17 protein-coding genes are annotated in these 16,661 nt (G+C 49.6%); 13 read left to right on the top strand and 4 right to left on the bottom strand.

From position 1 onward, the window contains the following. Window positions 1–3: 3 nt before the first annotated feature. From K0A93_02780 to K0A93_02765, 4 genes are all read right to left on the bottom strand, one after another. The gene (locus K0A93_02780; protein ID MBW6511031.1) at window positions 4–429 is read right to left on the bottom strand and encodes an ATP-binding protein; all 426 of its coding nucleotides are present in this window, start codon (window positions 427–429) and stop codon (window positions 4–6) included. Between the two features lie 14 nt (window positions 430–443). Continuing rightward, window positions 444–779: an STAS domain-containing protein gene (locus tag K0A93_02775; GenBank protein MBW6511030.1), complete on the bottom strand. Its 336-nt coding sequence runs from the start codon at window positions 777–779 to the stop codon at window positions 444–446. A 70-nt stretch (window positions 780–849) separates the two neighbouring features. Further along, window positions 850–4,059, bottom strand: a complete 3,210-nt coding sequence (locus tag K0A93_02770) for a SpoIIE family protein phosphatase (protein MBW6511029.1) — start codon at window positions 4,057–4,059, stop codon at window positions 850–852. Next, on the bottom strand, window positions 4,056–4,301 hold the full coding sequence (locus K0A93_02765; GenBank protein MBW6511028.1) for a hypothetical protein: 246 nt from the start codon (window positions 4,299–4,301) through the stop codon (window positions 4,056–4,058). Before K0A93_02765 ends, K0A93_02770 begins: the two co-directional genes overlap by 4 nt. 263 nt (window positions 4,302–4,564) lie before the next feature. Here K0A93_02765 and K0A93_02760 point away from each other — a divergent pair, with 263 nt between their 5' ends. The 13 genes from K0A93_02760 (at window position 4,565) to glnA (ending at window position 16,611) form a co-directional block, all read left to right on the top strand. After that, window positions 4,565–6,232: a tetratricopeptide repeat protein gene (locus K0A93_02760; GenBank protein MBW6511027.1), complete on the top strand. Its 1,668-nt coding sequence runs from the start codon at window positions 4,565–4,567 to the stop codon at window positions 6,230–6,232. Between the two features lie 17 nt (window positions 6,233–6,249). Then, a complete protein-coding gene (locus tag K0A93_02755) occupies window positions 6,250–7,029 on the top strand; it encodes a DUF4292 domain-containing protein (GenBank protein MBW6511026.1) in 780 nt (259 codons plus the stop codon). Window positions 7,030–7,196: 167 nt separating this feature from the next. Further along, on the top strand, window positions 7,197–8,813 hold the full coding sequence (locus K0A93_02750) for a peptide-binding protein (protein ID MBW6511025.1): 1,617 nt from the start codon (window positions 7,197–7,199) through the stop codon (window positions 8,811–8,813). A 10-nt stretch (window positions 8,814–8,823) separates the two neighbouring features. Continuing rightward, on the top strand, window positions 8,824–9,810 hold the full coding sequence (locus K0A93_02745; protein ID MBW6511024.1) for an ABC transporter permease: 987 nt from the start codon (window positions 8,824–8,826) through the stop codon (window positions 9,808–9,810). Window positions 9,811–9,909: 99 nt separating this feature from the next. After that, window positions 9,910–11,073 carry an OmpA family protein gene (locus K0A93_02740; protein ID MBW6511023.1) on the top strand — a complete coding sequence of 388 codons (1,164 nt, stop codon included), beginning with the start codon at window positions 9,910–9,912 and terminating at the stop codon, window positions 11,071–11,073. 37 nt (window positions 11,074–11,110) lie between these two features. After that, the gene (locus K0A93_02735) at window positions 11,111–11,761 is read left to right on the top strand and encodes a hypothetical protein (GenBank protein ID MBW6511022.1); all 651 of its coding nucleotides are present in this window, start codon (window positions 11,111–11,113) and stop codon (window positions 11,759–11,761) included. Between the two features lie 11 nt (window positions 11,762–11,772). Next, a complete protein-coding gene (locus tag K0A93_02730) occupies window positions 11,773–12,618 on the top strand; it encodes an ABC transporter permease (GenBank protein ID MBW6511021.1) in 846 nt (281 codons plus the stop codon). A gap of 8 nt (window positions 12,619–12,626) precedes the next feature. Beyond that, complete coding sequence (locus tag K0A93_02725; protein ID MBW6511020.1) at window positions 12,627–13,034, top strand: hypothetical protein; 408 nt, start codon at window positions 12,627–12,629, stop codon at window positions 13,032–13,034. A 16-nt stretch (window positions 13,035–13,050) separates the two neighbouring features. Next, window positions 13,051–13,866: a bifunctional DNA-formamidopyrimidine glycosylase/DNA-(apurinic or apyrimidinic site) lyase gene (mutM, locus tag K0A93_02720; GenBank protein MBW6511019.1), complete on the top strand. Its 816-nt coding sequence runs from the start codon at window positions 13,051–13,053 to the stop codon at window positions 13,864–13,866. A 21-nt stretch (window positions 13,867–13,887) separates the two neighbouring features. After that, window positions 13,888–14,301 (top strand): acyl-CoA thioesterase, encoded by a 414-nt coding sequence (locus K0A93_02715; protein MBW6511018.1) that lies wholly within the window; start codon window positions 13,888–13,890, stop codon window positions 14,299–14,301. A gap of 20 nt (window positions 14,302–14,321) precedes the next feature. Further along, window positions 14,322–14,504, top strand: a complete 183-nt coding sequence (locus K0A93_02710) for a hypothetical protein (protein MBW6511017.1) — start codon at window positions 14,322–14,324, stop codon at window positions 14,502–14,504. A 301-nt stretch (window positions 14,505–14,805) separates the two neighbouring features. Next, window positions 14,806–15,144 carry a P-II family nitrogen regulator gene (locus K0A93_02705; GenBank protein MBW6511016.1) on the top strand — a complete coding sequence of 113 codons (339 nt, stop codon included), beginning with the start codon at window positions 14,806–14,808 and terminating at the stop codon, window positions 15,142–15,144. Between the two features lie 54 nt (window positions 15,145–15,198). Next, window positions 15,199–16,611, top strand: coding sequence for a type I glutamate--ammonia ligase (gene glnA, locus K0A93_02700; protein MBW6511015.1), 1,413 nt, complete (start codon window positions 15,199–15,201; stop codon window positions 16,609–16,611). The last annotated feature ends 50 nt before the right edge of the window (window positions 16,612–16,661 follow it).

Here is a 16,661-nt window from a genome sequence, read left to right as displayed (position 1 = left end):
TTGTCAGGCAGAGAGCGATTTGACCATGACGAGCACATAGCCGTTCTTCGACTTTTTATAGCTGATACGATCCATGAGGGAGCGCATAATATAAATACCGCGCCCTGACTCATGACAACTGTCCGGGTTATGGGCGGGCAGTGCGTCGATATCAAACCCCTGCCCCTGATCAAACACCTCAATGGTCAACACCCGCTCAAAAACTGATATCCGGACGTGTACTTCGGGATCCGGTGCATCCCGGTTGGCGTGGAGAATGGCGTTTGCCATTGCCTCGGTTAGTACGACGTTGACATTGTAGGCGAGCTTCTCCCTGTCACCATCGAATCTTTTGATGGTGCGTGCCACATCCTCACCAATCTTCCCGATCAAGCTTAAATAGCGGGTCTGATTTGGCACCTTGATGTCAATGTCGATACGTTCACGCATCACTTTCCCGAAAATCAGAAACTGCTGAAGGCTTCTTCACTGTCGGTGAATATTTCAAAGACTCGATGCAGCCGGGTCAATTCGAACATCGATTTAACCTGTGGCTGTAGTCCGCAGAGCTTCAGGCTGCCATTGCGCGCACTCGCGTTTTTAAAGCCTGATACCAGGGCACCAAGCCCTGAAGAATCAACAAAACGAACAGCCTTGAGGTTGACAATGATGTTACTTTTCTCATCCTCGAACAGGCTGGTCATTCTGGTTTTCAGTTCGCCACTGTTGTGTGCATCAAGGCGTTCCTCTTCTACGGTGATGGTGACGATGCCGTTTTTTTCGTCAAGAATCAGTTCCATTTTTTGCTCCTCGGTATACTTTCTGTCGCGGTTATTCAAACTACCTGAATATTAACATAGTTATGGATTTTCAGTCTGTAACTTTCATAATCAAGAGAGAGATGTCATCTACAAAAGAATGCAGCCCGGTAAAAAGTCTGACCTGTTGCATAATCGTATCAATCATTTGTTGTGCCTGTAAGGTATGGTGCTCATTGAGCAGTGCGCTCAGTCTTTCGATACCAAAGAAATCCCCTTGTGAGTTTTCTGCTTCAACAATTCCGTCTGTGTAGAGGAGGAGGGTGTCTCCCGGCTGCATGACGGTCTGATGTTCTTCAAAAACAACATTTCTCTTGATCCCCAGGATCATTCCTTCGGTATCAAGGTGTTCGCATGCTTCAGTGGCTTTTCTCCAGAGCAGAGGCTTGTTGTGCCCGGCGTTGGTGTAGGTCAGGGTTCTCCTGCCATGGACATAACGAAGGTAAAACATGGTAACAAACAGTTCGGCGCGGGACAAATCATCATGAAAAAATTCGTTCAGCTGATTAAGCATGACCGACAAGGGGTAATTCTCATTGATTTTAGAATGAATGAATGTTCTGGTTTCCGCCATGATCAGTGCCGCACCGACATTATGACCCGAAACGTCAGCAATCACCAGGTCAATAGTATCACGGTCAGTAGGGAGGATATCGTAGTAATCCCCCCCCACCTGACGGGCGGGCACGCAGATACCGGCAAGGTCAATTCCTGCAATGTCAGGGGCCTTTAAGGGGAGTAGCCCGAGTTGAATTGTTTTGGCGATCTGCAGCTCTTTTTGCTGTTCATGTGCGGCAATGAGGTGTTCGGTTTGATCCGCATTGCGTTTGGCGATACCAATCTGTACGGCGAGGCTGTGGAAGAGTTCGATAAACTCGGGAGTGAATATTCCTTTGACACTTTTTGAAAAAACTGAAAGGACGCCGATCGGCTGGCCTTCAATGGTAATCGGCATGTGGGCAAACGATTTGATACCTTCACGCTGGATAATGCCGATAAATTGTGATCGTTTCATCAACTCGACATCGTTGATGACGGTTTCCTTATTCGTCAAGAAGGTTGCACCGACATAATTGTTCATCGTCAAATCACGGTCCGCGTTATCGAAATGCTCGGTGCTCATGCCATCCTGGGCGATGACGGTCAGCAGTGAACGGTCTTCGTCCAACAGCCGGATCGTACACAGGTCAAATTTAAACTGCTGGCGCAATATATGTAAAATGTTGTCGAGGATTTCATTTAAGTTGTCGCCCCCGGAAACCGCACGGGCGGACTCGTAGAGAACACTGAGTTGCTCCCGGCTACTGGTACGGCTGAGCGTGACCGAGCCAAAAATATCGAAGACGTCTTCCATGGTACTGCCCCGGGTGACAAGGTAGTTGTCAATGATGATTCTGGCCGGTGCGGCACCGACGGACCCGGCTAACGTGCGTTCGGCAAAGCTTTTCAGGGTTAATAACTCATTCTCGGAAACGCTGCCTTTTTCGTCAATGTCACGATCGCCAAGATACTCGGAGATCGCTGCATGAGCTTGTTTCTCACCGATAAATTTGGCCATTAATTCGACAAATTCGAGCAGGGAGGGGGCTTTGTTGAAACGTTTACGTTCAATTTGGGGAACACGGGTTGAAAAAACATCAACGAATTTATGGACTTGTTCTCTTTCGGTCGCACTCGGAGTGGATAGTAATGAAATGGTCAGATAACACCCGAGATTAAAAAACAACGTCCAGAAAAGAGAATGGGTCCACATATCAAAACCGCTCAGGCCAAATAACTCAAGCGGTTTGAGCAAGGTGATGCCAAATAATCCATGGTCGATGATATCATTCGGCAACCAGTTTGAGCGACAGAATGCCGGGATCAGCAAGGTATAGAACCAGATAGTAAATCCCGCAATCATGCCGACACTTGCTCCAAATCGGGTCGACTGCCGCCAATAGATACCGCCGATCATCGCCGGGGCAAACTGGGTTGCGGCAATAAAAGAGATCAGGCCGATATTGACCAGTGCGTAGGAGTCGCCGATGATTTTGTAATAGATGTAACCGATCAGGACAACGGCCATGATTGCACTGCGCTTGATATTGATCAAGATGCGCGAAAGGTTCTTGTTCGCCAGGGACGGAATCCGCAAGATAATCGGCATGACCAGATGGTTGAGAATCATCGTGGCGAGGGATACTGAAGAAATCATGACCATTCCCGCTGCCGCGGAAAATCCGCCGATGAAGACGAAGAGTGCCAGCCATGGGTGATTGGCCTGCAACGGAATGGAAATCACGAAGTAGTCTGCCGCTGAGTTGTCTCCGCCAAACAGGAGCAAACCGCCCAGCGCAATCGGAATCACAAAAAGATTGATCAGAAAGAGATAGGTCGGGAATTGCCACATGGCCGATTTGATGTGGTCTTCCTGTGAATTTTCGATGACCATAATATGGAACTGGCGGGGCAGGAACATGAAGGCCATCATTGAGACAAAGGTCAGGGTGAACCAGGTTGAGTAGGGGACCTTTTCGGTATTCAACAAAAGCAGGTCGGCGCGTTCTGGAAAGCGTTCAAGAAAACGACTGAAAATATCCCCGAACCCGTCAAATATCCCGTAAGTGACAAAAATACCGACAGACAAAAAGGCCACCAGTTTAACCAGTGATTCGAACGCAACCGCCGCGACCAGCCCCTCGTGACGATCCGTGGCATCAAGACTTCGGGCTCCAAACAGGACGCCGAACACGCCAAGGATGATGGCTGCGAACAAGGCGGTATCGATGAAAGTCGGAAATTGGAGTGCATAGTCGTCAACTGCTGAATGGGAAGATAACGCGATCAGGTTGAAGGTGTGGGCAATGGCCTTTAGTTGCAGGGCAATGTAGGGGGTAATGCCGACAATCGCGAAGATTGTAACAACCACACCAAGAAAAACAGATTTTCCGTAACGGCTGGAGATAAAGTCGGCGATGGTGACGATATTTTGTTCTTTACTGATGCGCACCATTTTGCGTAGCAGAAACCACCAGGAGAACGCTATCAGCGTTGGTCCGACATAAATGGCAATGAAATCAAGACCGCTGGTTGCGGCCCGGCCAACACTGCCATAGAAGGTCCAGGACGAGCAGTAAACCGCCAGCGAAAGGGCGTAGATGTTGGGGTTTGAGATCAGGCTGCGACCGCTCTTGCGGCGCTGGTCCGCGTAGTAGGCGACCGAGAAGAGCAGCACAAAATACAAAAAAGTGATTGTAGTGACTATGCCAGTTGGAATCATAAGCTCTCAATGGGGGTTTTTTCTTTCTTTTCCCCTTTGGTGGTCAGCGAACGAGAAAAGAAAAAGATGACCAGGATCGAGATTGGCCAGCCAATGAAAAAATATGCAACCAGCAGGGGAATCCCCATGACTTGCACGGTTTTGTTGAATATCTCCAGAAAGGGATAGTTCAGCATGATGATGCCGAGGATGAAAAACAGAATCCACGCATCACGCAACCGTTCCTTGTTGATTCGTTTCATGTCAGACTCTCATGGATTGTGACAATTCACTTTACGGTTAAGTATAATGGAGCTTTTCCCCGGTGTCGATACCCTTGTTGGATTTGGCTGAAGTTACTGTTTTGAGCCGATTCAGAGCGGATGAAGAACTAAAAGAAAGTTTGACCACTTAAAGGCGAAATGATAATTTGATGACAGTTATGTTAAGAACATAAATGCTTTGAAGTTGGGCTGCAATCTAAATGTCGAAATCCGTTTATTTATTTTTCACAGGCCTCTTGTTTTTGTCCGGCTGTGCTCTCCCCCTGATTGATGGTGGACATTCTGCTGATACCGTTGTTGCCGACAGGTATCACTCTGTTTTTGATGCACCTGAGTCGAAGAGCCTTTATTTTTATGGCCGGGCTCGGCTGCAACTTGCCCGTGGCGACTTGTCAGCCGCGTTCAGTTCGATGCAACAGGCCGTGGACGCCGCTCCAGAGTCAATTTATCTGCGCAGGTTTTTTATTGAATTGGCACTTCGCAGCGAAGCTTATCCAGCCGCCCTGGAGGCAGCGGAAATTGTCGATCAACTGGACCCCGACAACCTCGAAACCTTATGGCAACTAGGTACGCTTGCTTTTCGAACCGGTCATTATCAAGACGCGGTACGTTACTTTGAGCGCCTGGTGATCTTGTCCCCTGAGATCGAAAAGCCTTATATTCATCTCGCCCTTGCTTATGACAAACAGGAAAACTTTTCAGCGGCTGAAGCCACTTTGCGCCGTCTGCTCGAATTACATCCTGCTACCCTGACCGGACGCATGGTCCTGGCGCGAATCCTTTTGAAAGAAAATTCGCCAGCTGCGGCGGAAAGGATGCTGCGCGAAATTTTAACGGATCAGCCCGATTACGAACCGGCGGTTATTGATCTGGCTATGATGTTGAATGAGCGCGGGGAATTTGCTGCTGCCAAGAGACTGTTAAACACGGCAATCAAAGCTACAGACGACAGCACCACCTTGCGGCGGAAACTGATAGACCTCTACATTGAACGAAATTTACGCACTGAGGCGAAAAGAGAATTGAAATTACTGCTTGTCGCAGACCCGCTTGATCTTGAGGCGCATCGAAAACTTGGTCTGCTGGAAATTGAGGACGGTCATTATCAGGCTGCGGCGGCTTCGTTTGCAACCATTCTTGCAGTTAATCCCGATTTGACTGAAATTCGTTACTATTACGGGTCGGCGCTTGAACGAGACGAACGTTACGGTGAGGCGCTTGACGCATTTGCTTCGATTCCGGAAAACTCGTCTCTTTATCTTGATTCACTCTATCACCGGGGATTCCTTTATCATATGTTGCAGCAGCGCGATGCTGCCATTGCGACTTTCCGGGAGATTATTGCTCACCACGAGGCGAGAGCTGAAGTCTATTCAGCTCTCGCCTCAGTGTATGAAAACGAGGCAGATTATTCTGTCGCAATCGGCATTCTCGGTCAGGGGTTGGAACGTTTCCCCGCAACGGTAGATCTGCTTTATCACCAGGGGGTTGTGCTGGAACAGATGAAGCAGCGTGATCGGGCGCGTGAGGTGATGCAACAAGTGCTCCTCGTTGAGCCAAAACATGCGGATGCACTCAATTACGTTGCCTACTCTTATGCTGAAGAAGGGATCATGCTCGAAGAAGCGTTGCGGATGGCACAAGAGGCCTATGCCTTGAATCAGGGAGCACATATTGCCGACACGATAGGATGGATTTATTTCAAGTTGGGACGCCTCGAAGAAGCGCGAGGTGCATTGGAAAAAGTCATGCTTGAACTTCCTGATGACATGGTTGTCACTGAACATCTTGCCGATATTTGTCGGGCAATGGGGGACGGGGATAGCGCGCGAGCTCTCTACGAGAAAATTATTGCGCGTGTCCCCGCCGAGACAAAACGTATCCGGCAGAAGATGGAGGCACTCCCCTGATGGTTCATGGTTCAAGGATGATGCGTTATTGGTACGGCATGTTCACTCTTCTGGTGGTGTTTGTCGGCGGGCTTCTGGGCGGATGTTCATCACTGTTTTCGACATCTGGAACACCAGCTTTTGAACAAGATCTCCTGCAAGAGGATTTTGCAAAATACTTCACGACCTTCTCATCCGTTACCGGTCTGGCGGATATCAGGATCACGATGGGTGACAAGAGCATCAGCGGCAATCATGCCCTGTTTGCTGAATCTCCCGATAAATTAAGAGCTGAACTTTACAGTTTGTTCGGACGCCCGGTCTATATTCTGGTGAACGACGGGGAGTCGCTCAGCTATTTTCTCCCCGCTGAAAATCGTTATTTCAAAAGTCCCGCCTCGGTTGAAAGTTTTTATCGTTTGACGCACATGCCTCTTGCCGGAAGCGATTTTGTCGCGCTGTTGCTGGGACGTTTGCCGTCGATCGGTCGTGCGGCGTTTCACGCGGAGATTGATGCTGACGGTCATCACGTAGTGACTTTGTCCGGTGACAGTTTGTCACAGGAGTTACGCTTTAATCAGCAGAAAATGCTGACTGCCGGGCGCTTGTGGCGCGGGGACCAGATACTGTTGACGGTCGAATATTCCGCTTTTACGGCGGAAGGCTTTGCATCCGTTATTCATCTCAAATTTCCGGCTGCCCAAAGTAGTGTGCTGATAGAATTTGATTCGCCGACCGTGAATGGCATCATTCCCGCGCAACGTTTTGAATTGGATGTTCCTGAAAGTGCGGTTAAATTCGAACTGAACGATATTTGATGGCGTCGCAAAAAGTCCGCCCTACTGCGTTACGCTGATTTTTCAGGATCTCAACCTACCTGATGTAGGTCTTCGCCCCTGAAAAACCACCAGGCCTTGCAGGACGAAATTTTGCTTAGCCATCCCATGAGTTTTTGCGAGAGCATCATATTTGAGGATCGAGAATTATGCACCGGTTTATGGTTATTTTTATCATGGGTACACTATTTATTGCGGGCTGTGATCGTCAGTCGGTGCCTGTCCAGCGCACGGCTGAAGATAAACCGGCGTTCGGTGACACGTTTATCGAGGCATCTATCGGCGAACCGAGCAACCTTCTGCCGGTGCTGTCCTCCGACTCTGCATCGGCTGACATTAACGGGTTGATTTATAATGGCCTGGTTCGTTATGACAAGGAGCTGAAGATCGAGGGAGACCTGGCGGAATCATGGGAGATTTCAGCAGACCAGAGAACGATCACATTTCATTTGCGAAAGGGGGTATTGTGGCATGACGGGACACCTTTTACGTCCGCTGATGTTCTCTTTACCTACCGCATGTTCATTGATCCGGCCACGCCCACCGCTTATGCCGAGCGCTATCGCCAGGTAACCAGGGCTGAAGCACCTGACCCCGGCACCTTTCGTGTCAGCTATGATCAACCCTATGCTCCGGCGCTGATCAGTTGGGGGGTGGCTATTCATCCGCAACATTTGCTCGCAGGACATGACATTACGACGAGTCGTTTGTCGCGTGCTCCGATCGGTACTGGCCCTTATCGGTTTAAAGAGTGGGTGAGTGGTGAAAAGCTTGTCCTTGAGGCGAATCCTGACTACTTTGAGAAACCACCCTACATAAAACGCATCGTTTATCGTTTGATCCCTGATTTGTCGACACAATTTCTGGAACTGCAATCAGGAGGGCTGGACTTCATGGGGTTGACGCCGATGCAGTATCAAACGCAGACCGATACCCCGGCATTTTCGCGCAACTTTAATAAATTTCGTTATCTTTCATTTGGCTATACGTATCTCGGCTACAATCTGCGTAACCCGCTCTTTCAGGATAAACGGGTGCGTCAGGCGTTGTCGCACGCGATCAACAAGGACGAAATTGTTGACGGCGTCCTGCTTGGTCTCGGTCGCCCGGCAACCGGGCCCTACAAACCGGACTCATGGGTCTATAACGAGCGGGTGAAGCACTATCCTTATGATCCGGTGATGGCCAGGAAGCTGTTGGCGGAAGCTGGCTGGACGGACACCGATAGCGACGGAATCGTTGATCATGATGGAAAACCGTTCACTTTTACGATCATCACCAATCAGGGGAATGATCTGCGTGTCAAAACGGGAGAGATCATTCAGCGGCGCTTTCGTGAAATTGGTGTCGACGTCAAGTTGCGGGTCATTGAGTGGGCCTCGTTTCTGCAGGAATTTATTAATCCGGGAAACTTCGACGCGACGATTCTCGGCTGGTCCGGAACACCTGAACCTGATCAGTACAACATCTGGCATTCAAGCAAGACTGGCCCGCGTGAATTAAATTTTATCGGGTTTAAAGATGATGATGTCGATGACATGCTGGAAAAAGGGCGGCGTACTTTCGATTTGGTCGAACGCAAAAAATATTATGATCGTTTTCAGGAAATTTTGGCTGAAGAGCAACCGTATACTTTTCTTTATATTGCTGAAGCGTTACCCGTTGTTGCCAAGCGTTTTCGAGGGATAAACGCGGCGCCTGCCGGTATCAGACATAACTTTATTCGCTGGTACGTTCCCGCCGCCGAGCAAAAGTACTCTCGATAGGGGGGGCATGATGCTGCGGTATATTTTTCGACGTCTGCTGATGATGATTCCGCTCTTGCTCGGAATCACCCTCATTTCTTTTGTAGTTATCAATCTCGCGCCCGGCGAGCCGACCGACTTGCAGACCCAGATGAACCCCGACGTAAGCGCGGAATTCCAGCAACGGCTGCGGCTCCAGTACGATCTGGACAAGCCGTTGCTGGTCCGCTATGGAAAGTGGCTCGGGCGGCTCGCGGTCCTTGATTTCGGGCGTTCCTTTGCGTCCGATCACCGGCTGGTGCGAGACAAGGTGCTTGAACGTTTGCCGGTAACAATCATGATTAACCTGTTGGCCATTCTGGTGATTCTCGCGGTCGCGATTCCCCTGGGAATCGTTGCGGCTATCCGGCGTAATTCATTTTTCGATAAATCAACAACGATTCTGGTTTTTATCGGCTTCGCGATGCCGTCGTTCTGGTTGGCCCTGCTGCTGATGGATTTGCTTGGCGTTCGCTACGGTTTATTGCCGGTTTCCGGTATTAAATCACTCGGCTACGAATACCTTGGTCCAGTCGGACGTTTTTTTGATGTTGCCCGCCACTTGATCCTTCCGGTACTGATCTCCGCGTTTGGCGGACTGGCGGGGTTTTCCCGTTATATGCGATCCAATATGCTTGAGGTCATCGGGCAGGACTTTATTCTCACCGCTCGCGCCAAAGGGTTGCCGGAGCAGGTTGTTATTGGCAAACATGCCTTGCGTAACGCCCTTCTTCCGCTCATTACTCTTCTTGGCTTGTCGGTTCCCGGCTTGATCGGAGGCAGCGTGATCTTTGAGACAATTTTTGCTATTCCTGGCATGGGCAAACTTTTTTATGACGGGGTGATGATGAGAGACTATCCGTTAATCATGGGGGTTCTGGTGATGGGCGCCGTATTGACTCTGGCCGGGAATTTATTAGCAGATATCGCTTATGCTATCGCTGACCCGCGCATTCGCCACTCGCCTGCTTCGCGCTAGCGAAGAGACCATTGATTTTTATTATGTTTTCCTGTAACTATGTCCTGTTACTTTTAACTTGACAAGAGATTGATCTATGTAATTTTTATGGGGGATGTGATGCGTATAATGTTGTTTAACGCAAAATTGGTTGCGCTTTTGTTGGTTGTTTTTGCCTGTCCGTTCACGGCTTTTTCAGAAAACCGGGGTGGTGCGATTACCGTTAGTCCAACGATAGGGTATTACCATTTTGACAACGATCAGCCCTGGCGTGATACTAAAATCTATACCCTCGGCCTGGGGTATAACTTTACCGAGCACTGGCAGATGGAAGCTTCGGCGGCAGTCGCGGATGATGTCTACAGTCGCGTTGGTGCGGCGCATATTCCCGACATGTTTTTTCTCAAAACCGACGTACTCTACCACCTGAATCCTGCGGATTTGTCTGTTTTTTATCTTGCTGGCGGGGTTGGACGCTGGAGCGTTAACCCCAGCAGCGGATCCTCTTTCTCTGAAGAGTTTGTAAATTACGGCGCGGGGATGAAGATTGACGTTTTTCCTGGGCTGCCAGTCAGAATTGATGTTCGTCACGTTCTTTTCTGGAGCGAGACGATGCAGGATAAGCGCAACGTTACCTACTCAATCGGAATCAATTCTCAATTTGGTGGCGTAAAACCACAACCTGCCGATACTGATGCCGATAACGACGGAATTATCGACAGCCTTGATCGTTGTCCGGCGACACCGCTCGGGACGCCGGTTAACACGGTGGGGTGTCCGCTTGTCAGTGACGCGGAAGCTGTTACCCCTGCGGATGATGGCCACCGCCCCGCCACGTCAGCGGGCAGGGTCGATAATGAACCTGTCAGTGTTGCCGAGGATGTTGCCGTGCCTGCACCTGTCAATGCCGTAGCAACAGCTCCGGTGGTTCCGGTTATGGAAAAGGCCGTTCCACAACATGCTGTAATTCGTTTCCAACCGGGGTCGAGTGGCGTGCAGGAACGAGACCGGGAGATGTTGAAAAGCATTGCCGAATACTTGAATGAAAATCCGCAAAAAAGTTTACGTGTCGAGGGGCATACAGACAGCACTGGGTCAGCGGGTGTCAATCAGCGCCTTTCACAAAAGCGTGCGGAAAAGGTTCGTCAGCAGCTGATTGATGCGTTTAATATCGCGCCGGAGAGAATCCGGGCGATCGGTTTTGGTGAGGGAAAACCGCTGGAGGACAACTCAACACAGTTTGGTCGGCAGATCAATCGACGCGTCGAAATCATTCTTGAATAATGTAGACGGCACTGGTCGTCAGGAGCATTAACACACTATGTCACGAAAAAGTCTGAAACTTGGAGAAATTCTCATCAATGCAGGCGTTATTGACGAATTTCAATTGAATTCGGCGCTGTCCCATCAACGCAACTGGGGGGGGAGACTTGGTAACTCCCTGATTAAACTTGGCTATGTTACCGAGGAAATACTGCTGAAATCACTGTCTGATCAACTGAAGTTGCCACGAGTCAATCTGGCCGGTAAAGATATCCCTGATAGCGTGATTAAATGTATTCCGGTGGCCAAAGCCAAGGAACACAATATTATCCCGGTCGCCAAGAAGGAAACCAACGGCGTGCAGTTTCTGTTGGTGGCGATGAATGATCCGACAAATCTTAATATTATTGATGAAATTCAGTTTATGACAGGCTGTCGGGTCAGAGCTGCCTTATCCACCGAGGTTTCTATTCAGAAGGCGATCAGTAAGTTTTATGACAAGGAAGAGATCGACAGCGCCGTTGATCAATATAACTCGATTCAAATGATTACCCCGGAAGAGGATGAGGTCGCCGGACGCACTCTCGATAATTTACAGAAACCGGTTGTAAAACGCGCGGAGACCATGGAACAGAGGATGGATCTGCTGTGCAAGATATTGCTTGATAAGGGGATTATCACCTTAGGTGAGTATGAACGTTTGAAGTGATTCTCTTCGATATGACGGTTATTTGGGTACAGCAAAATTTTATTGCGCGGATGTTGCGTAATCGCATGGCAGTTTGCGGTGCTATCATCGTGTTGTTCATGTTTTTTTTGGCTTTTGTTGCTCCGTTTTTTTGCCAGGATCCTGGTGCCATCGATGTCTCCCGACGTCTCTCCCCCCCCAGTTCCGCACATTTGCTCGGCACCGATGATCTTGGCCGTGATGTTTTGACCAGGATCGTCCATGGCGCACGGATTTCGTTGCTGGTCGGTTTTGTTGCGATAGGCATTGCTTCCGTAATCGGTGTAACGTATGGCGCGCTTGCCGGTTACTACGGGGGGAAAACAGATGCGGTGATGATGCGTCTGGTCGATATCATGCTCTGCTTTCCAACCTTTTTTCTGATCCTCGCGGTAATCGCGTTACTTGAACCCTCTATCTGGAATATTATGATTATTATCGGTCTGACCGGATGGATGGGGATCGCGCGGATGGTTCGCGCTGAATTTCTCTCTCTGCGTGAACGAGACTTTGTCCTCGCCGCCAGGGTCGTGGGGGGGAGTGATCTGCGCATTATTTTCCGTCATATTCTGCCCAGTGCCTTGTCGCCGGTGCTGGTTGCCGCGACACTTGGAATTGCTGGAGCCATATTAACTGAAAGTGCGCTGTCTTTTCTCGGGATCGGCGTGCAGCCGCCGACGCCTTCCTGGGGGAATATGTTGATTGCCGGAAAACAGACGCTGGGGACGGCCTGGTGGTTATCCTTCTTTCCTGGTTGCGCTATTCTGGTCACCGTCCTTGGTTATAATCTGCTCGGGGAAGGGGTGCGCGACGCACTTGATCCCCGCCTCGGCGACTGATGATCGTTATGGACAGCCTTTCTCCGCAACAGGTTATTGAAAAACGTGTTGTGGCGCACGCTGCTGGCGATTTTGTCGCGATTTACAACAGCGCCCACAGCGCTTCGAACTTTCGTGCTTATTTTCCCGGCGTTGATGATTATCTTGATCATGCTCGTCAGCACCAGCTTGAGCTCCTCCATGTTGAAGACTTTGCTGTTGAATTTTTGTCCGTAGACGGTTCGTCTGCCTCTGTTGGTGCAACATCCAGATGTGTTGTCACCGGCGTGACTGAATATTTTTTTGAGTTGCATGAGTTACAGCGGGAAGATGGTTGCTGGCGTTTGCTGTCGAGTTGTCGTCTGGTCGTCACTGAAGAAATTTATCGACAGAACTTGGTTACCGCCGATTGTTTTAAAGGACATCCCTGGTTTTGAGCAGAAAGATATAACCGTGCCGGAACTTCCTGAAGTTGAAACAAGTCGTCGCGGCATCGCCCGCGTTGTCGAAGGGCAGACAATCACATCGGTGGTCTGTCGTGTCGCGCGCTTGCGTCTGCCACTGCCGGCCGATTTGTCATCGCGGTTGTCTGGACGAAAAATACTTAAACTTGACAGACGTGCCAAATACCTGCTCTTTCGCCTTGATGTTGGCACCTTGCTGATTCATCTTGGCATGTCAGGTCATCTCAGGATTGTGTCGCCGGGAACACCTTGCGACCGCCACGATCATGTCGACATTCACCTTGGCAATGACACCGTTATCAGATTTCACGATCCGCGCAAATTCGGACTGGTGGCGTTGATCGGTGATTCTGCTGAAGAACATCCGCTGTTATGCCATCTCGGGCCGGAACCCTTAACCCGTGAATTTGACGGTCAATACCTGTTTCAAAGATCACGTGGCCGTAAAATCGCGGTTAAACCTTTTATCATGGATCAGCAGATCGTTGTCGGGGTCGGGAACATTTACGCCAGTGAAGCGTTGTTCCGGGCCGGGATCCATCCGCTACGTGCGGCAGGGAGAATAGCCGCCACCCGCTATCAGCTGTTGGCCGCATCGATCAAGGATGTTCTCAACGAAGCGATCGATGCTGGCGGCACAACCTTGCGCGATTTTTTCGACAGTTCGGCCAGGCCGGGCTATTTCAGGAATAATTTACTTGTTTACGGCTGTGGCGGGCAACCGTGCAGAACTTGTGGTTGCGCCTTGAAATCGATCAGAATCGCGCAACGATCAACGGTTTATTGTCCCCATTGTCAACACTGATAATGATCTCCGGGTACCCGTATGGATCACTATAACTTCATTCTTCCTTACTCAGTGCGTGTTGCAGACGTTAATTACGGTGGTCATGTCGCGAATTCTGCCGTCCTTAATTTTTTTCACGATGCGCGAATTGCCTATCTGGCACACCTTGGCCCTTATTCAGAACTTGATATCGGGCAGAACTGCGGCATCATTCTCCTGGAAGCGCAGGTTTTTTATCGACAGGAAATGTTTCTCGGTGACCTCCTGGAGATCGGTGTCAAGGTCAGTGCGTTGCGTCATTCTGCCTTTGTCATGGAATATCGGATTGAAAGGGAGCAGATTGTTGTTGCCGAGGGTGTTACGCAACTGGTCGCATTCGATTATAATGAACGTCGGCCACGACGTTTACCGCCAGCGTTCAGGGCGGCGATCATGCACTACGAGAAGCTTTAAACCAACGCGAGGAGGTTGTTATGGCGGAGATTCGTCGATGTATCAGCTGTAATTACGAGCGCGGTTTTCACATTTCTTTCATGGCCACAGAAAAAGGGAACAAAGTTGGCCTGATCTGCCCAAGCTGCGGGCAGTCATTCGATATTGGCTGGGTTTTGCAGGAGACTTTCGAAAAACCGCTTCCCGGTCGCAAATACGTCTGATCGCGCAAGATACCGAGGGAGCATCGAGGGCACTTACTTTCAAAGGTGAGAGACTGTTTTGTAATCACTGACCGTACAAGCTGCCTAAATTATAGGCGTTTGGTTTTTAAACGATTTCTTATGCACGTTTTTGTTTTTATAACTAATCTTTAATATCATCAAGTTACAGGTATTTTTTGCAGTGTGGTGGGGTTGGCAAAATATTTGCTGACAGATAATGTCCAGTCTCATCAAGATTGAGGTTTCAAGACGGGTGTGACCAACGTAAATGTCATCGGGAACAGCTTGCGGAGGTAGAAAAATGCGGAAGATCGAAGCAATCATCAAACCGTTTAAACTTGATGAAGTCAAGGAGGCGTTGAGTGAAATCGGTGTTCAGGGGATTACCGTCAGCGAGGTCAAGGGGTTTGGACGCCAAAAGGGACATACCGAACTTTATCGCGGTGCGGAATATGTCGTTGATTTTATTCCAAAAATAAAAATGGAAATTATTGTTGGTGACGACATGGTTAATCAGGTTATTGAGGTTATCGCCGAGGCCGCCAAGACCGGGCGCATCGGTGATGGTAAAATTTTTGTGACTCCGGTCGATCAGATCGTGCGTATTCGGACCGGTGAAACCGGTGAAGACGCGGTGTAGTCCTGTCGTAATGATCCGTCACAAGCCCTACTGATAATGAGGAGAAAAATAAACATGACCCCCAAAGAAGTATTGAAGTTTGCTGAAGAACATGGTTGCAAAATGGTTGATTATAAATTTCTTGATTTTGTCGGTATCTGGCAACATTTCAGTACCCCGATGGCCGAGTTTGGTGAGGAGATATTTGAAGAGGGGGTCGGCTTTGATGGCTCGTCGATCCGCGGCTGGCAACCGATTCACAACAGTGACATGCTGATTATGCCCGACCCGACAACGGCAAAAATTGATCCTTTTGTCAAGGTTCCGACCCTCAGCCTGATCTGCAACATCATCGACCCGGTCACCAAGGAAGGGTATACCCGCGATCCGCGTTTTATCGCGCAAAAGGCCGAAGCCTACCTGAAATCGACCGGTATTGCTGACACCGCTTATTTTGGTCCCGAGCCGGAATTTTTTATTTTCGACAGCGTTCAGTATGACAGTGCCTCGAACCATTCCTTCTACGCGGTTGATTCCAAAGAAGGGATCTGGAACACCGGTGCTGACGAGGCGGGGGGCAATCTCGGCTATAAACCACGCCACAAGGAAGGGTACTTCCCCTGCGCCCCGACCGATTCGATGATCGATCTGCGCAACGAAATGGTGGAAGTGCTGCAAGGTGTCGGCATGAACATCGAAGCGGTTCATCATGAAGTTGCGACCGGTGGCCAATCTGAAATCGACATGCGTTTTGATTCACTGCTCAATATGGGCGATACCCTGCAATGGTTCAAATATATCGTTAAAAACGTCGCCTTCCGTAATGGCAAAACGGTTACTTTTATGCCGAAACCGATCTTTAAAGATAATGGCTCAGGCATGCACTGCCATCAGTCGCTGTGGAAAGACGAGGTCAACCTCTTCGCCGGTGACGGCTATGGGGGGCTGTCGAAAATGGCGATGTACTACATCGGCGGGATCATGAAGCACGCCAAGGCCCTGTGCGCCTTTACCAATCCGACCACCAATTCTTACAAGCGCCTGGTTCCAGGGTTTGAAGCCCCGATTAATCTGGCTTATTCGAATCGTAATCGCTCCGCTTCCTTGCGCATCCCGATAACCAATAATGATAAAGCCAAGCGCGTTGAATATCGGACTCCTGACCCGGCGTGCAACGGTTATCTTGCTTTTGCCGCGCAGTTGATGGCTGGTCTTGACGGCATTGAGAACAAAATTGATCCGGGGCAGCCGCTTGACAAGGATATCTACGGTCTTGCTCCCGAAGAGTTGAAAGATGTCCCGACGGTGGCCAGCTCGCTGGAAGATGCGCTCCTCAACCTCAAGGCAGATCATGAGTTTCTGCTTAAAGGTGATGTTTTTACAGATGATTTGATTGACAAATGGATTGAGTACAAAATGGAAGCCGAAGTCAACCCGGTGCGGATGCGTCCGTGTCCGGAAGAATTCGCGCTTTATTTTGACTGCTGATTTTAGAGCTGTGTGTTGAAAAAAAAGCCCCCGACCAAGTCGGGGGCTTT

The organism is Desulfuromonadaceae bacterium (assembly GCA_019429445.1).
GTDB lineage: Bacteria > Desulfobacterota > Desulfuromonadia > Desulfuromonadales > JAHYIW01 > JAHYIW01.
Note: the sequence above shows the minus strand (reverse complement) of the source record. Positions and strands in the feature narration are given on the sequence as shown.